This window comes from Amycolatopsis nalaikhensis, from assembly GCF_030264295.1.
GTDB classification, from domain to species: Bacteria; Actinomycetota; Actinomycetes; order Mycobacteriales; family Pseudonocardiaceae; genus Amycolatopsis; species Amycolatopsis nalaikhensis.
In genome coordinates this window covers 7,566,255-7,589,349 of sequence record NZ_CP127173.1, presented here as the reverse complement: position 1 = coordinate 7,589,349, position 23,095 = coordinate 7,566,255, and the positions used below count along the sequence as shown (strand labels likewise).

The following is a 23,095-nucleotide window of genomic DNA, read 5'->3' as shown; positions in this document are numbered from 1 at the left end:
TTCGACATCCGTGCGACGGTGCTATCGCCCGGCGACTAAACCGCGCAGTATGGAAGGCGTGGGCCCCCGCGGGGCGCGCGGTCACACGCGTGCCGTTGGGGTGGTCACGGGCGACAGGCGGGGGCCGACGGGTCCGGACGGGTGATCTGCGGCGCACCCGCGACGGATCGGGCCTCCCGGTGCGTCCCACTAGGTGACGCCCTCGGCCGGGCCGGGCCGGGAAGGGAGACGAAGGGTAGGACGATGCGCAACGATCACGTGACGCTCCGCTCGACGGCGGTCTTCGACCTGCTGGCGCCGCGGACCCCCGCGGTTCCGGTGAAGGTGGAGCTGCGCTACGACACACGCGACCCGTATGCGGTCGTCGCCGCCTTCCGCACCGGCCGCGCCGGCTGGGTCGAGTGGGTGTACGCGCGTGACCTCCTCGCGGACGGCCTCCTGGCCGACGCGGGTGACGGGGACGTCCGCATCCGCCCTTCGGTCGAGGACCCCGAGTCCGTGCTGATCGAGCTGAACTCGCCGTCCGGGCACGCGATGTTCGAGGCGTCGGCCCAGGAGCTCGCCGACTTCCTCGACCGCACGTACGACGTGGTGCTGCCGGGCAACGAGCACCTGTGGGTCGACGTGGACGACGCGCTGACGCACCTGATCCCGCACGATCTGGCCTGATCACGGCCCCGCTACGGCGAAGTGACACCCCGGTGTCGAAGCCGTTTTCGGGGTCCGATATGGTTTTCACACACCACGGCGACGGGGTGAGGGACAGGGCTCCGGCCCCGGACCTCCCGAACCGCAGCCGGGAAGTGCGGATGTAGCGCAGCTGGTAGCGCATCACCTTGCCAAGGTGAGGGTCGCGGGTTCGAATCCCGTCATCCGCTCGGAAAGGCTCTCGGGCCTGTCACGGTGGAGTGGCCGAGAGGCGAGGCAACGGCCTGCAAAGCCGTGTACACGGGTTCGAATCCCGTCTCCACCTCGCGCGATTAGCTCAGCGGGAGAGCGCTTCCCTGACACGGAAGAGGTCACTGGTTCAATCCCAGTATCGCGCACCACCTGTTTTCACAGGTCAGAAGCCCTGTCCCTCCTCGGAGGGGCGGGGCTTCAGTCGTTCGTCGGCGATGATATGGCGATGGGTCCCGGGCCGGGCTCCAGACCGCGCCGGGACCGCAGGTGCGGGGACCACGCTCCCCCGGAGACAGCGCGGCCAGGGCTCCTCCAGCGCGTCCAGGATCTGGGGTCACGTGGTCGTAGACCGCGCGATCCCCTTCATCTTCTGCCCCAGCCGGGCGCGTGGAAGGTGAACGTTGGCAGGATCGGAGGCCGCCGCTCCCCCGCCCCGGGTCGGCGAGTTCGACTCCGTCCGACACCGGCCGCCAGAACCGGATCCGGAAGTTTGGGCACCGCCACGGATGCCCCTCCGGCGTCCACATGACGAAGGGCTCCCGATGGTGCTCCTTTGTAGACCTTCCCGGCAACCTCCTTCAGCGGCGTCCGGATCTCGATGCCGCGCTTCTCGGAGTCGTACCGCGCCGGGAAAACCGTGAAGCCGGTGCTCGTCCTGCAATAGCCGTCACGCCCGCGTTTGTTTCCCTTTCGATGCCTTGACAAAGGCTGATCGCACAGGTCATCGACGAGGAGTTCAGGCCAACGAGCGGCGGCCGGCCGCGAACGGATTCGTTCGTCGTTCCAGCGGTTCGAGGAGGCCTTGCGGGTCACGATGACCTCTGTGGTGCGGACCTGCGGTTGCTTGCGCTAACAGTCGCTGCACCGCCGAGGATGGTAGGAAGCGCTGCGGGTTTGGCGACCAGGCCCTCGGCTCCGGCGGTCAGGCAACTCGCCGTCGAGGTCTGACCACGGCCGCCCGACGATCGCGGCGTGCGCGGTGATCGGCGGTGTGTTGCTGGCGCTGGCCTAGGTTTCCGGGACGGCGGCGACGGCCTCGACTTCGGCGGTGTAGCCCGGTGCGGCGAGCGCGGCGACGACGGCGAGCGTCTGGGCCGGGAAGTCGCCGTCGGGGAACCACTTCGCGAACGCCTCGGCCTGCGCGGCGCGGTAGCCGGGCAGGTGCTCGACGCCGGCGAGCAGCGTGACGAGCTTGACCAGGTGCCGCGGCCCGGCGCCACGGGCGGCGAGCAGGACTTCGATGTTCGCGAAGATCTGCCGGGCCTGGGTTTCGGCGTCCGGGCCGGCGAGCGTGCCATCCAGGTGGACACCGAGCTGGCCGGCGAGGAACACGACCCGGTGCCCGGGCGGGACTTCGGCGAGGTGGCTGTAGCGGCCGAGCGGCGGCGCGACTCCGTCCGGGTTCCAGCGGCGTGGCTCCATGCCCCCATGATCGCGCACGCCCGGGCGACGCCGTCCTCGACCCGCACCCGCGCGCCGACGTACTGGGCACCGCGAAGGAAGAGCGGGTCGCCCTGCTGGACGAGCCAGTCCAGCGCTTCCTCGAACTCGACCGCGACTTCCACCTCGGCAGTTGGATTCGACGTGCCTTCGTCGAACTGTCAGGGGCCGAACGCATGCGGATCGTCAATGCCGAACTGCCTGATCCCGGACGCCGGAGAACGCCGCGATGTCGACGGTGCGGTCAACACATCGCGCGGCCACATCCGCCGCACGCGGATGATCAGAGTCCGGAACGTCGCCGAGGTTGGACTCGATCCACGGTGAGCCACGCGTGTAGCGCTCCACGCGCATCCGTTCGGGACTACCGTCCCGCCAGCTCGGCGACGACCGGCGCGAGAGCACCGGCAACGTCGGCACCGAACACGAAGTAGGAGAAACTGATCTCCTCGCGCCGCCGTTGGATCTCCTCCGCCGCGGCCGCGGGATCGTCAGGCAGGAACGCCAGCGAGTCCGCGGCTCGGACGGCGGCGGGATCGGTGCCAGGTCCGGACATGTACGCCGCGACCGAGTCGCCGACCACCGGCACGTGCAACGCCAGTTCCACACCGCGACGGTTGTCGAAACCTGCTACCCGTTGCGTCGTCGTGGCCCGCGTCTCGGTCTGCGGCATCACGAAGGTCACCGTGTCGGCCACTTCAGCGGCGAGCGCTTGCGCCTTCGGCCCGCCCACGGCCATGACCACCGGAGTGTGCCGGTCCGGGCCGTCGAGGTCGCGCAGGGCCGCGACGACCTCACGCACCTGGCTCGAGCGTTGGCCCACGGGGACCTCCGGCAGCCCCAGCTCACGGAGCTGGTCCGCGATCCCCGGCCGGCCGGTGCCGATGCCCATGTCGAACCGGCCATCGGTGAGCACCGACAGCGAATGCGCCTCCCACGCGGTGATCCACGCCGGACGAACCGGGGAGGCGTACACCCAGGTACCCACGCGCAGGCCGGTGACGGTCGCCGCCACGGCGAGCGCCGGGCCGGGTGCCGGCTGCCACTGCGGCACGTCGGGCATCAAGATCGTCGAATAGCCGCTGTCGGCCAGACCCCGTAGCTGATCACGCCAGGTCGGCATGTCCGTGCTGATCGGCGCGAGCACTCCGAACCGCAACGGCCTGTTCGCGCTTGCCGGGTGACCCGTCATGGTGAAGCCCCTTCCCTGTGCCCCGGCCTGGTGCCGGGCTCGTAACTTCCACGAACGAGTCCCACGGCATTCGACACGACACGACAAGCAATCTGGCGTGACATCCAAACGGGTCCGCCGGGAGTTTCGTCGGCGGCCACCCGAGTGAGGCAGACGGGCCCGCGACCGCGACCGGACTGGGTAAGCGCGTCGGGGAAAGCTCGGGGACCACCAGCTGGCACCTGCGCCTGCTGGCCGAGGCCGGATTGGTCGAAGAGGACAGCGAGCGGGGGAACAAACGCGAGCGGTGGTGGCGGTCCGCGCAGAAGTCGACCCGGATGCGGGTCGTCGACTTCATCGATGACCCGGATCTGGCCGCTCCGCTGGACGTGTTCCTGCGGTCGGTGATCGAGCAGCGATACCAGGCCGAGTCGCGGTTCGTCAGCGAACTTCCGCGGTGGATGGACCAGTGGTACGACAAGGCCGTTTTCAACGACGCCAGGTTGTCCCTGACTCCCGAAGAAGCGGCGGCGATGAGCGCCGAGGTCGACGCTGTGATCGACCGCTATCGCCGGGACGCGCGACCGGGCGACCACAACGTGATCGCCCACTGGTCGGCGTTCCCCCGGCAACCACAACCGGAGAGACCGGACACCGCGATGTCCGGCTGAGGGGGACGAACATGGTGCACTTTCTCCTGGCGGAGGATCTGGTCCGGGCACGCGAAGCCGAACTGCGGCAGACCGCGAGCCACGCGAAAAGCGGTGGACGGCGGGAAACGCGGCGCCAGCGCCTCGGTTGGCTTCTCATCGAAAGCGGCCTGAAGCTGGTCGCGTCGCCCGCACGCCACACCGCCTGAAAGTCCAGGCGATCCGCCTAGTTCACGACGATGTAGTAGTCGCGGCCGAGGTTCGACTGGGTGCCGTCGGCGTTCCGGCTGTAGACCTGGATCGGGTAGAACCCCGACGCGGCGGGCGTGAAGGTGAAACTCGCCCGGCCGTCGGCGCCGGCCGGGACCACTGTCGGGTTGTCCCAGTCCCAGTAGAGGTAGTACACGTAGTCGACGACGTCCGGCGTGCGGGGGGTCAACGTGAAGGTGCCGGTGACGCCGGGGCCTCCGCTGCCCACGGAGTCCGGATAATCCGTGCTCGCCACCAGGGGCGCGTCGCTGGCCGTGTAGGTGGTGCGAGCGGTACCGGACGTCAACCCCGTGCCGGTCGTACTCCACACTTCGAGCGTGTGCGAACCGATGGCCGCCGTGGTGATGTTCGCGGTCGTGGTCGCCTCGGCCGAGGCCGCCAGGGTGGTCTCCGGCCCGTTGTCGATCCGGTACGTGTAGGAGACGACGTCGGCCATGCCGGGCGAGAAGCGGAACTCGGCAGGCACTCCGACACCGGTTTCCCGGGGGCCGCTGACCCGGGGCTCTGTCGACTGCACGTAGAAGTGGTGGACGTGGTGGGGCGACCGGTTGCCCGCGCTGTCGACGCTCGCCACGTAGAGATCGTTGGGGCCGGACGTCTGCGGCGTGTAGGAAACCGTCGCCGAACCGCCGGGGTGGTCGGCCGCCACGAAGGTGCCCGCCGGATCGGTGGCTCCGTAGAAGAACCCGACGACCGCGTCTTCGCCGTTCGCGCCGAAGGTGAACGAGCCCGGCATTCCGGCGCCGGGGTGCCAGGCTCCGTCATCGGGGTACTCGGCCGACGTCACGGTTGGTTCGGCGAGTGCAGTCGCGGCGCTCGCCTGGCTTGGTGCGGCGACGAACGCCACCACCCCGACGGTCAGCAGCGCGGTGACTCCACGGCGAACTCTCATCTGGACCCCCCAGGCGAATCCGGCTCTCCGCTACAGCTAAGCACAATTCCGGCTCACGGTCCCCAGTTTCGCCGTCGGCTCTCCAGCGAGGCGCGTAGCCGATCACCGGCGCGGGGCGAGCGCACCAGCGAGTGCCTGGTAAACGGGCCGCAGCAAGTCGGTGACCTCTTCGCCGCCCACCTTGATCGCGAACGGTGGTACCTGGCCCAGCAGTTCGTCGAACATCGTCCGCGGACTCGGCAACGGCGCCGCGCCAGCCAAACCCGGGGCCTCGCCGCAGGTGAAGAACGTGTCCATGACTTCCGTCAGGGCCGGAGATCGGTCGTCCGGATCGAGCGGCTCGGCGGACATGAGCCGGTGCTTCAACTCCTCGAGCAGCGCTTCCCGGTCCCGGCCACGCAACGCGAGGATCGTGAACGGATCCTCGCCGACCCGGGCCACGAGCGCGGAAAACACCGCGTTCAAGTGCCCGCACGGCACCTCTTCGTCCGGGCACGTGCAGTCCAGGGACACCTCGCGCGCCGATGATGGGAACAGCGGCAGCCGGAGCGCCTTGAACGTCTCTTCGACATCACGAGGCAACTCGCCGCGAAGCAGCAGGACCGTGGTCGACGCCTTCGCCGCGAGGGCATGCGTGATCGCCGCCCAGTCCTTCTTCCCGAATGCCGTCAGCCCGATCCGCACCCGATGAGGCCCCACCTCGGCGTCGACGCGTCCGGCGCCTATCGCCAACGACTCGACACGCCCGCTGGCCGGTGCGGGCAGGGTGACGCCGATCGCCGTCAGCGCCCGGATGAACCGCGTTGCCCACCACGGCAGTTGCTCAGTCATCGATCGCCTCCTCCCCCAGCGTGAGCACCCCGCGCAGCACGTCCGTGGACAACTCCGTCAGCCAGCTTTCGCCTTCGCCCACCACCATTCCCGCCAGCGCGCGCTTCTTGGTGATCAGCGTGTCGATGCGCTCCTCGATGGTGCCCGGGCAGAGGAACTTCCGGACCTGGACGGTGCGTCCCTGCCCGATCCGGAACGCCCGGTCGGTCGCTTGGTTCTCCACCGCCGGGTTCCACCAGCGGTCCAGGTGCAGCACCTGGCTCGCCGCGGTCAGCGTGAGCCCGGACCCGCCTGCTTTGAGCGACAGCAGCAGGATTCGCGGGCCGTCGTCGGATTGGAAGCGTTCCACCAGCGCGTCTCGCGATCCCTTGGCCATGCCGCCGTGCAGGAACGCGACTTCGGTACCCAGCCGGTCCGACAGGTGGGGCACCAGCAGGTGGCCGAATTCCGTGTACTGCGTGAAACACAACGCCCGATCGCCCGACGCCAGGATTTCCGCCAGGATCTCTTCGAGGCGGGTGACCTTGCCGGATCGCTGTCCGATCGGGGAGCCGTCGTGCAGCAGGTTCGCCGGGTGGTTGCAGACCTGCTTGAGCTTCGTGATCGCGGCGAGGATGTTGCCGCGGCGCTTGATGCCTTCGCTGTTCTCGATCTTCTTCATCATCTCGTCGACGATCGCGCTGTACAACGTGCCCTGTTCGCGCGTGAGCCGGTATTCCTGCCGGATTTCGATCTTTTCCGGCAGCTCCGGCACGATCGCGGGGTCGGTCTTCACCCGGCGCAGCAGGTACGGCTGCGTGAGCCGGCGCAACGCCGCGGCCGTCGCGGTGTCGCCACCGCGCTCGATCGGGGCCGCGAACCGTTGGCGGAACTCGAACCTGGTGCCGAGCAGCCCCGGGTTGAGCAGGTCCAGCACCGACCACAGGTCCGCCAAGCGGTTCTCCACCGGGGTGCCGGTCAGCGCGATCCGGTGCTCCGCTGTGAACCGCCGCACCGCCTTGGCCGTCGCGGTGTCGGCGTTCTTGATCGCGTGCGCTTCGTCGAGCACCAGGCGCCGCCAGGTGAACGTCGCGAGTTCGGCGGCGTCACGGGCGGCCGTGGCGTAGGTCGTGACGACGAGGTCGGCCGCGGCGACCTGCTCGGCGAGCGCGTCCCTGTGCGCGCGGACGACGCCGTGGTGGGCGAGGACACGCAGGCCCGGCGCGAAGTTCGCCGCCTCCCGCTGCCACATGCCGACCAGCGACATCGGGCACAGCACCAACGTCGGCGGGCGCTCGTCTCCGGCCCGCTCGACGGCCTCGAGCGCCAGTGTCTGCACCGTTTTGCCGAGGCCCATGTCATCGGCGAGGCACGCCCCGAGCCCCAGCGCCGACATGAACGCCAGCCAGGCGACACCCCGCTGCTGGTAGGGGCGCAGCGTGGCGCGGAACGACGGCGGCAGCGCGACCGGCCGCAGTGCCTGGTGGACCCGCCCGGCCAGGACGTCTCCGACCCAGCCGTCGGCGCTGACGCCGGTGACCGGGAGCGGCGTCTCCCGCGCGAGGTGGACGAGCTCCAGCAGTTCGGCCGCGCTGGGGCGCCGGGCGGGCCGGTCCGGGTCGCGGCGCAGGAACTCGAGACCGGCGCGGAGCCGGTCGGCGTCGACGCTGATCCACCTGCCCCGCAGCCGGACCAGCGAAGACTTCGCCGCGACGAGCCTGCGCAGCTCCTCCTCGCCGATCTCGTCGTCGCCCACCGCGATCGACCAGCGGAACGCGGCCAGCTCGTCGCGGCCCACCCGGCTGCGGGTGACGACCTGCTCGGCCGGCGTGCTCTTGACGGAAAGCCGCAGCCCGAGCCGTCGCCTGCCGTCCCAGGTGGCCGGGAGCTGCACCTCGAACCCGGCCTCGGTCAGCCGGGTCGCCCCCGAGGTGAGGAACTGCTCGGCTTCCTCGACGGTCAGGTCGTACTCCGACGGCCGGGTCCGGCGCAACGCCAGCGCCAGCATCGGTTCCACCAGCGCGGCCCGGCCCAGTTCGGCGGTGAACAGCCCCCGCGGATCCCGGACCAGCCCGGCCGCCTCCCCCGACCAGATCTGCCCGGCCGACAGCAGCAGGCTCGGATCGGCCGTCGACCGCAGGAGGAACCGCAGCTGCCACTTGGTGCCGTCGCCGGTCTGGTCGTCGGGATCGTCCGCGTCCCGCGGCCGCAGGGTGCTGACTTCGGCCAGCCGGAAGCACGCGCGGCCGTCGACGACGTCGGTGTCGGCGACCTCGTCCCACTTCGCGACGGCTTCGGCCAGGACACCGAGCTCACCGAGCGGCAGCTCGACGCGGGCCACGCCGCCCTGCAGAGCGGACAGCCACTCCCCCGCCGCGCCCTGGTGCCCGAGCAGGTCGACCGGCGGATCCGCCCGCGCCAGCCGGTCCCGGACCGCCGCGTCGACCAGGGTGTGCAGGGCGTCGGTGACGAGCGCGCGCGGCGAGGCCCCGGTGAGCGGCGCGATCTGCTCGGCCCGCCCGACCGGCGGCATGGCCGCGACCAGCGCGTCGAAGGCGACGAAATCCACGCCCTGCAGCACCGGGCGCCAGCGGGCCTCCGCCGCGTCGCCCCGGCGGACCAGCGTCGGCAGCACCCGCCCGCGCCGCACCAGATCCGCGGCCAGGCGGGCCACCGCCCGCAGGTAGGTGACCGAAGCGCCGTAGGACGCCGATTCGTCGAGGTCGTCCAGTTCGCTCGCGTCCACGATCAACGCCGGTACCGACCACGGCCGCAACGACGGCGCACGCCGGTTGCCACCCGTCGCCGACTCGGTGGCGGCGAGCGGCCGGTTCGCCCGCGACGGCAGGAGCAGCGTCGCCGAGGTGGGCTTTCCGGGGTGCAGCGCGGTCAGGTCCGCGCTGGAGACCGCGAACGGGTGCGGGAGCGCGATCCGCGCCGACCGGCTCGACGTGCCCGCGGGGCCTCCGTCGCGCTCCGCCCAGAGCAGCAGCCCCCGGCCCGGGGACCACAGAGCGTGCACCAAGGGCAAGTCTGAGGCTCCTTCGTCCGGTCCGGGTTCTCCCCAGATCGTCGCACGGCCGCCGCTGGGGCTCGGGCATCACGTCGTCTCGCGGACCACCAGCCGGTGTGGCGCGACGAGCGACGTCGCCGGCTGCGGACTCGCCAACCGGGCGGCCAGGCGATCGAGGGCCAGCTCGGCGATCCGCGTCTTGTCCGGGCTCACGGTCGTCAGCGCGGGCACGCTGAACCGCCCGTCCTCGATGTCGTCGAACCCCACCAGGGCGAGCGAGTCCGGCACCGCGACACCGCGGTCGGCCGCCGCGCGCAGCGCGCCGAGGGCCAGCTCGTCGGTGAAGCAGAAGACGGCGTCCGGTGGCCGGGGCAGGTCGAGCAGCCCCAGCATCGCCTGGTGGCCGTCCGCGCGGTGCAGCCGCCGCACCGGCACTTCGAGCGCGGGATCGGACGGCAGCCCCGCGTCGGACAGCGCGGCCCGGTAGCCCGCGAGCCGCTGGCGGGCGGTCGCGTTCAGGGACCGGGGCTGGATGCCCACCGCGGCGATGCGCCGCCGGCCCCGCGAGAGCAGGTGTTCGGTGGCTTCCCGCGCGGCCGCGACGTTGTCGATCGCGACGTGGTCGACGCCCGCCGTGCCGTCGTGCTCGCCGAGCAGCACCAGCGGGACGGTGTCGGTGCGCGCGGCCAGCTCCGCCGGGGGCACCGCCCACGGGCTGAAGAGCACCCCGTCGACCAGCTGGCTGCGCCGGCCGTGCAGCAGCTGCTTCTCCCGTTCGGGGTCGCCGTCGGTCTGGTCGATGAGCACGGTCAGCCCGCGCGCTTCGGCGGTGCGCACGGTCCGCGCGGCGAGGTCGGCGAAGTACGGCGAATCGATCTCCGGGATGACCAGCGCCACCAGCCCGGTCTGGCCGCGGCGCAGGGTCCTGGCGGCCAGGTTCGGCCGGTAGCCGAGGGCGTCGATGCTCGCCTGCACCCGCTCCCGCGTCGCCGGCGCCACGTAGCGGAAGCCGTTGACCACGTTGGACACCGTCCGCACCGACACCCCGGCGTGTTCGGCGACGTCTCGCAGTTTCGCGTTCATCGTGCTCCCTCCGCGCATCCGGAGCATAGCCCTTGCAACGTGGCATGCCACGTTGCAAACTGGGTTCGACACGCTGCCGTGCGACCCGGGAGGCCAAATGACCGTGCCCCACACCGCCCCCGCCCCGCTGTCCGCCGCCGAACTCGCGGAGCTGACCGGCCGCCTGCGGGAGGACGGCATCATCGGCCTGCCGCGCGCCTTCGACCGGGACTGGGTGGGGCGGCTCGGCGAGGACATCGACGCCGCGTTCGCCGAAGCCCGGTCCCGGCCGGGCGGCGCGGTCGGCCGCGGACCGAACCGGTACTACGTCGAAATCCACCCCGAACAGCTGCGGGGCTTCACCGAGCTGGTCTCCCACCCGTGGATCACCGGGGTCGCCGAGGCCGTGCTGGGCCCGGACTACCGGATCGTCGAGGTCGGCTTCGACGTCCCGCTCGCCGGCGCGGTCGACCAGCCGTGGCACCGGGACTTCCCGATGCCCGAGGAGACCGCGCGGCACCACCGGCTGAACTCGCTCGCGATCAATGTGACCGCCGTCGACACCGAACCGGACATGGGCCCGTTCGAGATCGCGCCCGGCACCCACTGGGACGACGGGACAGCGTTCGAGCACGGCATGTTCCCGCCGCGGGAGGCGTATCCGCGCTACCGAGACCTCGCCGTGCGCAAGTTCCCGCGGATGGGCGACATTTCGATCCGCTCCGCGCTGACCGTGCACCGCGGCACCGCCAACCACTCGCCGAAGAGCCGTCCGGTTCTCGTCCTGGGGCTCGACGCGCCGGGTGCGGGCAACGACGAGCGGCACGACCTCGCCGTGACCCGCGGATTCTGGGCGGCTTTGCCGGCGTCGGTGCGTGCCCACCTCGACTGCCCGGTCGTCGACGAGCTGACCCCCATCGTCCAGAAGCACACCATCGAAGGTCTCGTCATGGGCGAAGCCGACTCCTGAACCCACCCGTCCCCCACCACCGGAGGTCAAGGATGACCGAGCACGACTTCGACCGGCGCGACGTGCTGCGCGCCCTCACCGCGCTGGGCGTGACGGGGGTGACGGCGAGCCTGTTCGGCGGGACCGCCGAGGCCTCCGGGACGAGCCCGCTGGACCTGGAGTTCTCCGTGGTGGAGCGGTTCCGGCCGTTCGACCTGATCGCGCCGAAGTTCGTCCAGCTCGACACCCGGGCCCGGGCCGGTGCCCTGGTCGAGACCGGGCTGCGGCCGAGGGCGCCGTTCGCGGCCGTGACCGTCGAGGTCACCGAGGGCGGCGGCCGGGTCGTCGCCGGCCTGGCGGGCGGCGGCGTTTCGGTGCTCGGCACCTACGACGCCGGTACCGGGCAGGCGCGCATCGAGCTCACCACCGCCGCGGGCACGGCCGTGGTCAAGACCGTGACGGCGGAGCTGCGGGGCTCGTTCGGTTTCGCCGTCGTCGTCAACGAAAACGCCGTCACCGTGCTGGCCGACACCGGAGCGGGCTGGCGTCCGCTGCTGACCGAACGGGACCAGGTCCGGGCGCGCGTCGACCTGCGTGATCCCGCGGTGCTCGGCAAGCTCGGCTACGCCTACGGGAGCGGCGCGGGCACCCGGCTGGGCCGGGTCCGCGCGGGCTACTTCGGGCAGGCCGGGGTCCGCGACCCGCACGTCGTGCAGTACGCCGACGGACGGCCCTACATCCGCCACGGCAAGCTGTACCTCACCATGACCAACGCCGGACTGGGGTTCTTCCAGCAGGCGCACTGGGGAGTCTGGACCCTCGACCTGGCGGATCCGACGCAGCTCGAGCAGGTCGCGGCCTTGTTCTTCGAGCGCGACGGCGTCGTGCTCGGCGACCACGCCGGCCAGATCGTCCGCGACGACGACCACGACCGGTTCATCCTGCTCATCGAGCTCGTGGGGCGACTTCGCCTTCAACGGTGTCCACGTCCGCCACACCGTCACCCGGGACGACGTCCTTTCCGGCGTGCACGTGCTGCCGACCCGGCCACTGCCGCTGCCCACCACTGTCAGTTCCTGGGACCCGGCGCTGACCCGGATCGACGGCCGCTGGCACGTCGCGTTCGTCGAAAGCCCGGCGCAGCAACCGTCGTTCGTGTTCCACCCCGCGCTGGCCGCCACGGCGCCCGGGGCCGACTACGACCGCGGCCTGACCCTGCTCGGCGCCGATCTTTCGGTCAGCCAGACCGAAGGAACGATCCTGCAACGCGTCGGCGGGCGCTGGTACCTGTTCGCCAGCGACGGTGACGCGCGCGAATATCCCGTCTACGACTTGACCGTGCGAAAACTGGGCACGCTGAACGCGCCGTACGGCACGAACATCCCGCACCCGATGCTCGTCCGCGTCGGCGACCGGTGGTGGCTGCCGACGTTCGACGGCACGCAGTACGCCGAGGACGTCCTCGGTTACGGCGGGCACGGCGATTTCCTCCTCATGCGCGCCTGACCGGCCGGGCTAGCCGACCGGGCCGCGGCGTTCGAGGAAGACGGTGTCGTGCCAGACGCCGTCGCGCTGGGCGATGCGTTCGCGGACGCCGAGGGTGCGGTAGCCCGCCGTGCGGTGCAGGGCGATCGACGCGCGGTTCTCGTTGAAGATCGACGTCTGCAGCGTCCACAGGCCGGCGGCGTCGGCTTCGGTGACCTGCTTGTGGATCAGGGCCTTGCCGACGCCGCGGCCGCGGTGTCCGTCGGCGACGTAGATCGACGTCTCGGCCACTCCGGCGTAGCACTCGCGGCTGGAGGCCGGCGCGGCGGCGGCCCAGCCGACGACTTCGCCGTCGAGCTCGGCGACCCAGCGGTGCCCGGGCAGCCACTTCTCGTGCAGGTCCTCGCGGCTGGGGACCTCGGTCTCGAAAGTCGCGATGCCAGTGGCCATGCCCTCGGCGTAGATCCGGCGGACCGCGCCCCAGTCGCCGCGGCGCAGCGGGCGGACGGTGACGTCCTCGGGGAGGTTGTCCGGGCAGCACGGGCGTGGCGCCAGCAGCCCCATGACGGCGTCGGCCGCGTGCGGGAGGCCGGTGCAGCAGGCCGGGTTGATCGAGATCACCGTGGCGGTCGCGCGCTTGCGCAGGTGCAGGAAGCCGACATCGGCGAGCTTGCGGACGTGGTGGGACACCGTGGGCTGGCTGATCCCCATGATCTCGGTCAGCCCGCCGATGGTCAGTTCGCGGCCCGCCGTGGCGACGGCGTGCAGGATCTTCACCCGCATCGGCTCGGCCAGGCAGGAGAACCACTCCGCGTAGGTCGCGGCCTCGGCGTCCGGGAGCACGGGTGCCGTCAGCGGGAGCGTCGTCGTCATGGACGCCAGTATCGACTGCGATCGATGGTTGCGTCAATCGACGGCGGTCGATACATTGCTCGGCATTGATAGACCTTCTTCGATGAAAGGTGCTGGGGATGAACGAGCTGCCTGTCGTGGTGGTCGGCGCGGGGCCGGTGGGCCTGGCCGCGGCCGCGCAACTGCGGGAACGCGGACTGCGGCCGCTGGTGCTGGAGCGCGGCGAGCAGGCCGGCGCGGCCGTGGCGGAGTGGAACCACGTCCGCCTGTTCTCGCCGTGGTCGGAACTGGTCGACCCGGCCGCCGCGCGCCTGCTCGAGCCGACCGGCTGGGAGCGGCCCGACGACGGCGCCTACCCGACCGGCCTGGAGTGGGCGCAGCGCTACCTGCGGCCACTCGCCGACGCGCTCGGCGAGCAGGTGCGCTTCGGCGCCGAAGTCGTCGGCGTGGCCCGACGCGGCCGGGACCGGATCGTCGACAGTGGACGCGACGGCGAGCCGTTTTCGGTGCACGTCCGCACTTCCGACGGCAGCGAGGAGCGGGTCCTGGCGCGGGCGGTGATCGACGCGTCCGGCACCTGGTCGACGCCGAACCCGCTCGGCGGCGAAGGGCTCCCGGCGATCGGTGAGCGCGCCGCCGCGGACCGGATCTCCTACCGCGTCCCGGATCTGGCCGCCGAGCGGGCGCGGTACGCGGGCAAGCACGTCGTCGTCGCGGGCAGCGGGCACTCGGCGTTGACCGCCCTGGTGGCGCTCGCCGGCACCGGGGCGCGGATCAGCTGGGTGCTGCGCCGCGGCGGGGTCGGCAACACCTTCGGCGGCGGCGAGGCGGACCAGCTGCCCGCCCGCGGCGCGCTCGGGTTGCGCGCGAAGGAGGCGGTCGACGCCGGGCTCGTCACGGTCGTGACCGGGTTCCGCACCGAGGTCGTGGAGCGAGCCGACGATGGGCGGCTCGCGCTGGTGTCGGCGGACGGCGCCCGGGTCGAGGCGGTCGACGAGGTGATCGCCCTGACCGGGTTCCGGCCGGAGCTGTCGTGGCTGTCGGAGATCCGGCTGGAGCTGGACCCGACGCTGCAGGCGCCGGTCGCGCTGGCGCCGCTGGTGGACCCGAACGTGCACTCGTGCGGCACTGTCTACCCGCACGGCGCGAAGGAGCTTTCCCACCCGGAGCCGGACTTCTACCTGGCTGGGATGAAGAGCTACGGGCGGGCGCCGACGTTCCTCGCCCAGACCGGCTACGAGCAGGTCCGCAGCATCGCCGCCGCGCTGGCCGGCGACCACGAGGCCGCCGCCCGGGTCGAGCTGGTCATGGCCGAGACCGGCGTGTGCGGCGGCGCCGGGCTGTTCGACGAACCGGACGGCGGCGCGTCCGGCTGCTGCGGTCCGGCGGAACCGGAAGTGCTGACGCTCTCGGCGCCCTCGGCCGCGCAGCACTGACCGTGTCGGCGGGCCCGAGCACCGCGGCGCAGTCCCTGAGTACATCGGGGCTGCGCCGGGTGCTCGCGATCTTGTGCGGCACGCAGATCACCAGCTGGGGAATCCTGTACTACGCCTTCCCGGTGCTCGCGCCGGACATCGGCCGCGCCACCGGCTGGCCGGCGACGGCGGTGATCGCGGCACTGTCCGTCGCCCAGCTGGTCACGGCGGTGGCCGGGATCGCGGTCGGGCGGTGGCTGGACCGGCGCGGACCGCGCGCGGTGATGACCGCGGGGTCGGTGCTGGGGGTGCTGGCGCTGGTCGCGGTGGCGACGGCGCCGAACCTCGCCTGGTTCGTCGCGGCGTGGGCGGTGGCCGGGGCGGCGATGAGCGGGGTGCTGTACCCACCGGCGTTCGCCGCGTTGACCCGCTGGTACGGGCCGCGCCGGGTCTCGGCCCTGACCGTGCTCACCTTGGCCGGCGGGCTGGCCAGCACCGTGTTCGCCCCGCTCACCGCGCTCCTCGCCGCGCACCTGGACTGGCGGCACACCTACCTCGTGCTCGCCGTCGTCCTGGCCGCGATCACGATCCCGGCGCACTTCTGGGGCCTGCGCGGCCCGTGGCCCGACGCGCACCCGCCCCACGGCGGCCACCCCGAGCACCACGACCCGCGGCGGATCGCCCGCAGCGGCCCGTTCCTGACACTCGTGGTGGCGCTGAGCCTGGCGACGTTCTCGGTGTTCGCGGTCGTGGTGAACCTGGTCCCGCTGCTGACCGAACGCGGCGTGCGTCCCGGGATCGCCGCCGTCGCGCTCGGCCTGGGCGGGGCCGGTCAGGTGCTCGGGCGGCTCGGCTACGGCACGCTGTCCCGCCGCACCACCGTCCGGGCCCGCACCGGGATCATCCTGCTCGCGACCTCGGCGACCACCGCGCTGCTGAGCGTCCTGACGTCGACGGCCGCGCTCATCGCCGCGGCGGTGGTGGCCGGGATGGCGCGCGGGGTGTTCACGTTGCTGCAGGCGACGGCGATCACCGACCGCTGGGGTGCCGTCCACTATGGACGGCTCAACGGGCTGCTGGCCGCGCCGATGACCATCACGATGGCGCTGGCCCCATTCGCCGGCGCCGCGCTGGCCGAGCTGCTCGGCGGCTACACCCCGGCGTTCCTCACCCTCGCCGCGGTCAACGTCGCGGGGGCGCTGCTGGCCGTGGCGAGCAGGCCGGAGAGCTGGCCCAGCGTTTCCGGCCGGGGCCGGTAGTACACCCAGGTGCCGCGGCGTTCGCTGGCGACCAGGCCCGCCTCGCGCAGCACCTTCAGGTGGTGGGAGATCGTCGGGCCGCTGAGGTCGAACGCGACGGTCAGGTCGCAGACGCAGCTTTCGCCGTCGGCCGAGGTGATCAGCGAGAGCAGGCGCAGCCGCACCGGATCGCCGAGGGCCTTGAACGCCTTCGCCAAGTCCACCGCCTGATCGGCGCTCAACGGCTCGGCCGCCAGCGGCGCGCAGCAGCCGTCCGGGAGCTGTTTAGTCACCCATCTATATTGACATTCATCTAACCCGTCGGCAAACTGAAACCACTGATTAGATATCCGTCTAGATAGTCCACGAAGGAGATCTTCCATGAGCAGCCAGACGACCGGCGGGTTCGCCGGAGACCCCGCCGAAGCGCTCACCCCGCCCGCTACGAGCGGCTGTTGCGGCAGCACGCCCGCCTCGACGTGCTGCGGCACAACGGAAGCCGCCGCCGAAGCCGGTTCCTGCTGCGCCCCGGCGGCGAAGGCGGAGGCTGTGGCTCAGGGTTCCGGTTGCTGCGGATGACGAGCCGTCTCCGGCACACCGTTACGGAGCTGGCAGCCGACCGCTTCACCGGCCGCCGGGTCGGCACGGCGGGCGGCCGCGCGGCGGCGGCCTGGCTGGGTGAGCAGCTCCGGGCGATCGGCGCGACGGTGACCACCGACGAGTTCCCCGTCGTCGTGCGCGAGCTGTACCGGACGCCCTCGCTGCGGCTGGGCGAGCGGGAACTGGTGCACCGCAGGGACTTCGCCGAACACCTCGCGTCGGCGGACCTGCCCGCGCCGCGAACCGGCGAACTGGTGACCGCCACGGCGGACCGCCTCGGTGGCCGTTGGGTGCTCGCGCCGGACCTGGGGGTTTCGGCGCGGGCCACCCGTGACGGCGCGGCCGGGCTGCTGGTGCCGCGCGGGACCGACGAGGCGGGGTGGATGCCGAAGATGATCACCGGGCCGCCGTCCGGCGAGCTGCCGGTCCTGGCGGTGCGCGCCGAGCTGCACCGGCGTCTGACCACAGGCGAGTCGGTCACGGCGTCGACGCCGCTGCGGGCCGTGGAGGTCGTCGGCTCGAACGTCCACGGACGGCTGCGCGAGCCCGGCGAGGTGGACGTACTGCTCACGGCCCACTTCGACGGCGTGGGCGACGATCCCGGGCAGCGGCTGCCCGCGGCCGCGGACAACGCGTCCGGGGTCGCGGTGGTCCTCGAAGCCGCCCGGCAGCTCACCGGCTCGCTGCCCGGCGGGATCGGTTTGGCGGTCGCGTTCCTCGACGCCGAGGAGGCCGGGGCCCGCGGGTCGGCCCACCACGCTCCCACGGTGCCGAGCGGCACGGTGGTCCTGAACGTCGACGGCGCCGCCCGGCTCGGCGAGGCCGCAGCGGTCGAGGCCGGTGGACCGGCGCACGCGCTGCTGGCAGCACTCGACCAGGCCGGACGGACGACCGGCGTGCCGCTGCGCGCCGGGGCGATGCCGTCGGACAACCGCCGCTACGCCGCGGCTGGGCTGGCCGCGGCCGGGATCGGTATGGGCATGCCCGGCTACCAGACTCCCGCCGAGACGCCGGATCGCGTGGAGACGGAAACCCTGGCCGCGGCGACCCGGTTGGTGGTCGCGGCGGTGCAGGAGTTGGCCAGGCGGGCACGCGGGTGAATCGCCCTGCACTACGCGGAAACCGCAACCCCGTCCGCCGCGACCCGGCTGGTGGTCGCGGCGGTACACGGGCTGGGCAGGCGCTCACGCGGGTGATTCGGGTCGCGCCACAAAGACGGGTGCCTGGCCGGTCGCGTGAACGTCACTCCGGCCGGGCCCAGCGTTTGCGCAGCCACAGGCTGACGTAGACCAGCCCGACCAGCACCGGCACCTCGATCAGCGGCCCCACGACCCCGGCCAGCGCCTGCCCCGACGTCACGCCGAACACGCCGATCGCCACCGCGATCGCCAGCTCGAAGTTGTTGCCCGCCGCCGTGAACGCCAGCGTCGTCGTTCGCGCGTACGGCAGCCCCGATGCCTTGCCGAGCGCGTAACCGCCGCCCCACATGATCGCGAAGTAGGCCAGCAGCGGCAGTGCGATCCGCGCGACGTCGAGCGGCCGCGAGGTGATCGTCTCGCCCTGCAACGCGAACAGCACCACGATCGTGAACAGCAGCCCGTACAGCGCGACCGGGCCGATCTTCGGCAGGAACTTCCCCTCGTACCAGGCGCGGCCCTTGCGAGCCTCACCGATGCGGCGGGACAAGTAGCCCGCGGCCAACGGGATCCCGAGGAAGATGACCACCGACAGCGCGATCTCCCACGGCGAGAAGGAAACGCTCGCCGTGTCGAGGCCGAGCCAGCCCGGCAGCAGGTCCAGGTAGAACCAGCCCAGCACGCCGAACATGATCACCTGGAACACCGAGTTCAGCGCGACCAGCACCGCCGCGGCTTCGCGGTCGCCGCAAGCGAGGTCGTTCCAGATGATCACCATCGCGATGCAGCGGGCGAGCCCGACGATGATCAGCCCCGTCCGGTACTCGGGCAGGTCGGGCAGCAGCAGCCAGGCCAGCGCGAACATCAGCGCCGGGCCGATGACCCAGTTCAGCACCAGCGACAGCACCATGGTGCGCGTGTCGCGGGTGACCGTGTCGAGCTTGTCGTAGCGGACCTTGGCCAGCACCGGGTACATCATCAGCAGCAGGCCGAGCGCGATCGGCAGGGAGACCTGCCCGATCTTCACCGCTTCGAGCACCCCCTGCAGCCCGGGGACCACGCTGCCCAGCCCCAGCCCGGCGGCCATCGCGGCGATGATCCACACCGGGAGGAAGCGGTCCAGAAAGGACAGTCTGTGCAGGACGTCGGCGTCGGCCGGGGTGGCGGTCTCGGTCACGGACCGTTCCTCCAGAGGTGGTCAGGCGTCGAGGAGCTCGGCGAGCAGGACACGGACGCGGCGGTCGATCTCGTCGCGGATCGGGCGGACGGCGTCGACGCCCCGGCCCGCCGGGTCGTCCAGCGGCCAGTCCAGGTAGCGCTTGCCGGGGAAGACCGGGCAGGTGTCGCCGCAGCCCATGGCGATCACGACGTCAGCGGCTTCGACGTCCTCTGTGGACAGCTTGGTCGGCACCTCGGCGGTGATGTCCAAACCCCACTCGGCCAGCGCTTCGGCCGCGGCGGGGTTGACCTCGACGGCGGGCTCGGACCCGGCCGAGCGCACGGCGACCCGGCCGAGCGCGTGGTGCTGCAGCAGCGCGGCCGCCATCTGCGAGCGGCCGGCGTTGTGCACGCACACGAACAGCACCTCGGGAGTGCGGGACATGGAGGTCCTTTCGGAGCCTTGGATCGAAGTCTGCCGATGCAATCTAAGACGCTTGGATCGACTCTTGTCAATCCAAGTGCGGTACGCTCGACGCCGACGAGGAGGTGCCATGGCCACGCACAAGGGTCACGCCCGGCCGAGACCGGTCACCTTGCTGCTCGCCGAACCCGCCGCCGTCGTCGGCGACGCCGAGGCCGAGACGGCGGCGAAGCTGTTCAAGGCGCTCTCGGACCCGGTCCGCATCCGGCTCGTCTCGCTCATCCGGCACTCGCCCGGCGGCGAAGCGTGCTTTTGCGACCTCGCCGAGGACTTCGCCATGCCCCAGCCCTCACTCAGCCACCACCTGCGGGTGCTGGTGTCCGCCGGCCTCCTGACGCGCGAGCGCCGCGGCACCTGGAGCTGGTACCGCCTCGTGCCCGAACCGCTCGAAACGCTGGGTCACTTGCTGCGCGAAGGGGGCCCGCTCGCCGACCGGCCCGCTCCCCTGTCGGAAGACGATCGCGCCACTCGCTGCTGATCCGGGCTCGAACCTACGGCGTTCCGAACTCTCACAACTGTCCAGCGACCACTTACCGGGATCGGGATGCGTCCCGGCTGCCTCGTGACGGTGCGGCTATCCACGGCTTAGCAAGCGTCCCCTCGGGCGTTACGCCGTACTTCTGGAACTCGGCGAGCGCAGCATCGTTGCGAGCCATGCTCAACGTCCGCACTATCTTCAGGTAGACGTCACATCCCCGTGCCAGCGCGACAAAGTACTCGTCAAGAGCCTTGGCGAATTGCCCGTGCCTGGCCCAGAAGTCCGCCAGCGCCACGCGCGATTCCAAATCACCAGCGTCTCGTCCACGGATGAGCAGCCGCTCCGCTACATCTGCTCTCGCGTGCTCATGGGTGAGCAGCGCTGTCGCGGTACGGGCCACCGCTGCTGTGTTCGAGCACTCCAGCTGCGACTCCACGAGCGCCACCGCCGTGTCAGCATATTTCTTGTGCGAGTACGCGAGAATTATCGCGGAATGGACCTCGCTGCGGATGCCGTCTCGCCGTTCCGCGTCCTTGAGCCGCCGTTCGGCCGAGTCGAAGCGACCAAGCGACAGCAGAACATCCACTGTGCGCAGCCATGCGGGTTGATATCCCGCGATCGCCGCGGCAGGCAGCCAGTAGTCGACAGCCATGACGATCTTGTCGTTGAATTTCGGCAGGAGGTTCGAACCCGAGTTTATGAGGTGGCTCTGCTGCACTTCCAGTTCTCGGAAGCCCACCTCCAGCAACCTCTCGGCAACCCAGCTCAGAGCCTCACCCTTGCTGACGTGCACCCGTCGCGCGTACTGCTCTGCAGCGGCGTGGAACGGCTCATCCTTCAACAGGAAGTCACTGATCGGGTTCAACACCTCCGGATCCGCCGGATCGACCTCGGCCAGGTACCACTCGACGGCTTCTTTTCCCTTCCCAGACCGGCCCATTGCCACAGCGACACGTTGGCGCAAGCCCGGCGAACCGGCACCAGCTCGTTCAGCGCGTTTGAAAAAGTCACGGGCGGAGTCAACCCACCCGACCCCAGCGGCCGCCACGGCTGCTTGGGCCCACGCCGCGACATATCCCAGATCTGCGGCACGCCGGTATCCTTCGAGCGCTCTCTGCACCAGTCCTTTACGCGCGAAGAGATCAGCGATGTCTGCCAGGACAGCGGGGTTTTCGACGGCTGCAGCCTGCGCATGCTTGAAGGCGGCGTCCAGAAAGCCCGCCTGCGCGTAGATCATCGCCGTCGCGGCTCGGGCGCCATCAACGTCGTACTCGACGGCTGTGTCACACCAGGACAGGGCATCTTCAGCCCGGTCGTGTTCGACGAGCAACCGAGCGCCATAGAGGTAAGCCGCGTAGTCACCGCCCTGCCCTCTGGCGTGCAACCAGTCGATCGCGTTTCCGATACGTCCCTTGTCCCTCATGATCATGAACTCGACGATCTTGCTCCGAGTGTCGAGCTTCTTTTCATCCAGCAGACGGGTGAGCCATTTGAGCGCCGGTTCGTAACGCTGCTCCGAGTGTCCGTTCCACAGGCCGCCTTCAAGCGTGTCGTCTGTCATCATGTCGGCGGCTGTCTCCGCGGCTTCGAGGACGCCGTCCTCCGCCAGCTCGCGATAACGATCGACCGCTGATGCGGGCTTCTTGTCGTCTACCAAAGCCATCGCGGCCAATACCCGAGCCTGATCATTCGAATTGGCGATCGGTTCGAGCCGTGCCATTGCCTCCGATCGGCGCCCCGCGGCGATCAACATCTCGGCTGCCGAGAGGCGAACGTCGGATCTTCCCGCTTCAATGAGTTCATCGCAGACCGCGATGGCATCGTCGATACGCTTACTCTCTCGAAACAGGTCAATCAGGGCTTCTGCCGCTCCCCGCACGTTCTCGTCGGCAGCACGGCGGTAGAATTGGTTGGCTTGAAACAGGAGTCGCCGACGCCTACATTCCTTTGCGAGAGCGATCAAGCTCTTGCTCGAGGCCGATGCCGCCAGCACTGACCAAAGGTGCTCGTCAGCTTCCTCCGCCAGCGGAGGGTTCTTCACCCGACGTCGAACGAGGTCGTCATCGAGTCGGTACCACCGACCCCGATCATCACCAGACTGCCCCGAAGAAGCCCTCTCCGTCAGCAGGCTGGCGCCGCCGGCGCCACGGCGGGTCAGCTCTTCAAGTGCCAGCACGAACCAACCATCGTCGAGCGCCTCCTGTTCCGGCTCGCTGAGGAATCCGACAGCACCTCGCTGCAACAGCGTCTGGGAAATCCACCTGTCGTGGCCCAGTCGTCGAACCGCGATGCAGCATCGCAAGATCGCTCGCGCACCGGGGCTTGCTGCGTCGAACGCAGCGTCGAGCCAAGGCGCGGCGACCAAGTACTGGACAACGCGGCGGCCGACCGCCCGCGCGGCAGCGTCGCCGAGGCGGGGGTCGCCCATCTCGACTGCCTTCTCGACTTCGGCCTCTGTGAAGGTGTCCGGCACCGCTATCTGGGTTTCCGCCAACAGAAGCCGGACCTGACGGAACTGGTCGACGTCACCGCTCGCGGGTACTGCCGTGAGCTCTCTCCAAACCGACGGCGTGAATGTGCAGACGACGAAATTGGGGCCTCGCGTCGGGTCACCGATCATTTCACGCAACGCGAAAGCCACGTCGTTGCCGATCTCCGGCCCCTCTTCGAGGAAATAGCGCCCGGCTCCGGCCAGCCAGTAAACCGTCTTCGGAGGCATTCGCGCGATCTCCGCGAGCAGAGTCACCGGATCACTCGGGCTTGTACCCGGCCACACGTGCCAATCCTGCAGCAGCGGCATACGCTGCGCGTCTTCACGGTACTGGATGGCTTGCCAGGCTGTCCGTTTCTTTCCGGTCGCGACCTCTCCGACCAGGGAAATGATCCGGCTTCCGCCACGATGAGCACGTCTGACGGCCTCCCGCACCGAGGCGTCGTGGACCCGCTCGACGTACGGGGTCAAGCCCGGAAGATCGATTTCACCCGCTTCCCCACGAACAGCGATTATCTCCAACTGCGTCGGAACACAGTCCAGGAGAGGCCGGGCAAGACGGCTGACTGCGACTTCGGGAGCCGGTCTGCGCGCCGAAGCG

Annotated in this window: 21 protein-coding genes, 3 tRNA genes and 1 pseudogene; 14 read left to right on the top strand and 11 right to left on the bottom strand. The window is 70.7% G+C overall.

The features are described 5' to 3' along the window. The first annotated feature begins 243 nt into the window (after window positions 1-243). The 4 genes from QP939_RS37155 to QP939_RS37140 all read left to right on the top strand — a co-directional run bounded on the left by QP939_RS37155 (window position 244) and on the right by QP939_RS37140 (window position 1,049). Complete coding sequence (locus tag QP939_RS37155) at window positions 244-669, top strand: SsgA family sporulation/cell division regulator (RefSeq protein WP_033293569.1); 426 nt, start codon at window positions 244-246, stop codon at window positions 667-669. Window positions 670-805: 136 nt separating this feature from the next. Continuing rightward, window positions 806-878 (top strand) — tRNA-Gly (locus QP939_RS37150). 24 nt (window positions 879-902) lie between these two features. After that, window positions 903-973 (top strand) — tRNA-Cys (locus tag QP939_RS37145). Between the two features lies 1 nt (window position 974). Beyond that, window positions 975-1,049, top strand: a tRNA-Val gene (locus tag QP939_RS37140). An 859-nt stretch (window positions 1,050-1,908) separates the two neighbouring features. On the opposite strand, the gene QP939_RS37135 is transcribed toward QP939_RS37140, so the two are convergent. Together QP939_RS37135 and QP939_RS37130 are read right to left on the bottom strand one after the other, a co-directional pair. Next, a complete protein-coding gene (locus QP939_RS37135) occupies window positions 1,909-2,322 on the bottom strand; it encodes a RidA family protein (protein WP_285451078.1) in 414 nt (137 codons plus the stop codon). Between the two features lie 382 nt (window positions 2,323-2,704). Further along, the gene (locus QP939_RS37130) at window positions 2,705-3,532 is read right to left on the bottom strand and encodes an LLM class flavin-dependent oxidoreductase (RefSeq protein ID WP_285451076.1); all 828 of its coding nucleotides are present in this window, start codon (window positions 3,530-3,532) and stop codon (window positions 2,705-2,707) included. A 164-nt stretch (window positions 3,533-3,696) separates the two neighbouring features. Between QP939_RS37130 and QP939_RS52010 the strand changes: the two are divergent. The 3 genes and pseudogenes from QP939_RS52010 to QP939_RS37120 form a co-directional block, all read left to right on the top strand. Further along, window positions 3,697-3,777 (top strand): annotated as a pseudogene (locus QP939_RS52010) (ArsR family transcriptional regulator); the annotation flags it as partial. Continuing rightward, entirely contained in the window at window positions 3,778-4,182 is a 405-nt protein-coding gene (locus tag QP939_RS37125) for a hypothetical protein (protein WP_285451075.1), read from the top strand. An 11-nt stretch (window positions 4,183-4,193) separates the two neighbouring features. Continuing rightward, window positions 4,194-4,370: a hypothetical protein gene (locus QP939_RS37120; protein WP_285451074.1), complete on the top strand. Its 177-nt coding sequence runs from the start codon at window positions 4,194-4,196 to the stop codon at window positions 4,368-4,370. 17 nt (window positions 4,371-4,387) lie between these two features. On the opposite strand, the gene QP939_RS37115 is transcribed toward QP939_RS37120, so the two are convergent. From QP939_RS37115 to QP939_RS37100, 4 genes are all read right to left on the bottom strand, one after another. Continuing rightward, window positions 4,388-5,323: a hypothetical protein gene (locus QP939_RS37115; protein ID WP_285451073.1), complete on the bottom strand. Its 936-nt coding sequence runs from the start codon at window positions 5,321-5,323 to the stop codon at window positions 4,388-4,390. Window positions 5,324-5,425: 102 nt separating this feature from the next. Then, window positions 5,426-6,154 (bottom strand): SWIM zinc finger family protein, encoded by a 729-nt coding sequence (locus QP939_RS37110; RefSeq protein WP_285451071.1) that lies wholly within the window; start codon window positions 6,152-6,154, stop codon window positions 5,426-5,428. After that, on the bottom strand, window positions 6,147-9,164 hold the full coding sequence (locus tag QP939_RS37105) for a DEAD/DEAH box helicase (protein WP_285451070.1): 3,018 nt from the start codon (window positions 9,162-9,164) through the stop codon (window positions 6,147-6,149). Before QP939_RS37105 ends, QP939_RS37110 begins: the two co-directional genes overlap by 8 nt. A 69-nt stretch (window positions 9,165-9,233) precedes the next feature. Further along, window positions 9,234-10,229 carry a LacI family DNA-binding transcriptional regulator gene (locus QP939_RS37100; protein WP_285451069.1) on the bottom strand — a complete coding sequence of 332 codons (996 nt, stop codon included), beginning with the start codon at window positions 10,227-10,229 and terminating at the stop codon, window positions 9,234-9,236. Window positions 10,230-10,326: 97 nt separating this feature from the next. Here QP939_RS37100 and QP939_RS37095 point away from each other — a divergent pair, with 97 nt between their 5' ends. From QP939_RS37095 to QP939_RS37085, 3 genes are read left to right on the top strand one after another with little or no spacing between them, the layout of a single operon-like run. Beyond that, the gene (locus QP939_RS37095; RefSeq protein ID WP_285451067.1) at window positions 10,327-11,178 is read left to right on the top strand and encodes a phytanoyl-CoA dioxygenase family protein; all 852 of its coding nucleotides are present in this window, start codon (window positions 10,327-10,329) and stop codon (window positions 11,176-11,178) included. Window positions 11,179-11,210: 32 nt separating this feature from the next. After that, entirely contained in the window at window positions 11,211-12,464 is a 1,254-nt protein-coding gene (locus tag QP939_RS37090) for a hypothetical protein (RefSeq protein WP_285451066.1), read from the top strand. 25 nt (window positions 12,465-12,489) lie between these two features. Next, a complete protein-coding gene (locus QP939_RS37085; RefSeq protein ID WP_285451064.1) occupies window positions 12,490-12,663 on the top strand; it encodes a hypothetical protein in 174 nt (57 codons plus the stop codon). Between the two features lie 9 nt (window positions 12,664-12,672). On the opposite strand, the gene QP939_RS37080 is transcribed toward QP939_RS37085, so the two are convergent. Further along, entirely contained in the window at window positions 12,673-13,515 is an 843-nt protein-coding gene (locus QP939_RS37080; protein WP_285451063.1) for a helix-turn-helix domain-containing GNAT family N-acetyltransferase, read from the bottom strand. 98 nt (window positions 13,516-13,613) lie between these two features. Between QP939_RS37080 and QP939_RS37075 the strand changes: the two genes are divergently transcribed. Further along, window positions 13,614-14,930, top strand: a complete 1,317-nt coding sequence (locus QP939_RS37075) for an FAD-dependent oxidoreductase (RefSeq protein WP_285451062.1) — start codon at window positions 13,614-13,616, stop codon at window positions 14,928-14,930. A 2-nt stretch (window positions 14,931-14,932) separates the two neighbouring features. Next, a complete protein-coding gene (locus QP939_RS37070; protein WP_434219598.1) occupies window positions 14,933-16,168 on the top strand; it encodes an MFS transporter in 1,236 nt (411 codons plus the stop codon). Here QP939_RS37070 and QP939_RS37065 read toward each other — a convergent pair. Then, entirely contained in the window at window positions 16,060-16,440 is a 381-nt protein-coding gene (locus QP939_RS37065) for an ArsR/SmtB family transcription factor (RefSeq protein WP_285451060.1), read from the bottom strand. The genes QP939_RS37070 and QP939_RS37065 overlap by 109 nt on opposite strands. Window positions 16,441-16,602: 162 nt before the next feature. Here QP939_RS37065 and QP939_RS37060 point away from each other — a divergent pair, with 162 nt between their 5' ends. Further along, window positions 16,603-17,847 carry a M28 family metallopeptidase gene (locus tag QP939_RS37060; RefSeq protein WP_285451058.1) on the top strand — a complete coding sequence of 415 codons (1,245 nt, stop codon included), beginning with the start codon at window positions 16,603-16,605 and terminating at the stop codon, window positions 17,845-17,847. Window positions 17,848-17,989: 142 nt separating this feature from the next. Here the strand turns inward: QP939_RS37060 and arsB are convergent, their stop codons facing one another. Beyond that, window positions 17,990-19,060 (bottom strand): ACR3 family arsenite efflux transporter, encoded by a 1,071-nt coding sequence (gene arsB, locus QP939_RS37055; RefSeq protein WP_285451057.1) that lies wholly within the window; start codon window positions 19,058-19,060, stop codon window positions 17,990-17,992. Between the two features lie 21 nt (window positions 19,061-19,081). Then, complete coding sequence (locus QP939_RS37050) at window positions 19,082-19,486, bottom strand: arsenate reductase ArsC (RefSeq protein WP_285451056.1); 405 nt, start codon at window positions 19,484-19,486, stop codon at window positions 19,082-19,084. Between the two features lie 109 nt (window positions 19,487-19,595). Here QP939_RS37050 and QP939_RS37045 point away from each other — a divergent pair, with 109 nt between their 5' ends. Next, complete coding sequence (locus QP939_RS37045) at window positions 19,596-20,003, top strand: ArsR/SmtB family transcription factor (protein ID WP_285451055.1); 408 nt, start codon at window positions 19,596-19,598, stop codon at window positions 20,001-20,003. Between the two features lie 52 nt (window positions 20,004-20,055). Here QP939_RS37045 and QP939_RS37040 read toward each other — a convergent pair whose 3' ends face one another. After that, window positions 20,056-22,965 (bottom strand): tetratricopeptide repeat protein, encoded by a 2,910-nt coding sequence (locus QP939_RS37040; RefSeq protein ID WP_285451054.1) that lies wholly within the window; start codon window positions 22,963-22,965, stop codon window positions 20,056-20,058. Window positions 22,966-23,095: the final 130 nt, after the last annotated feature.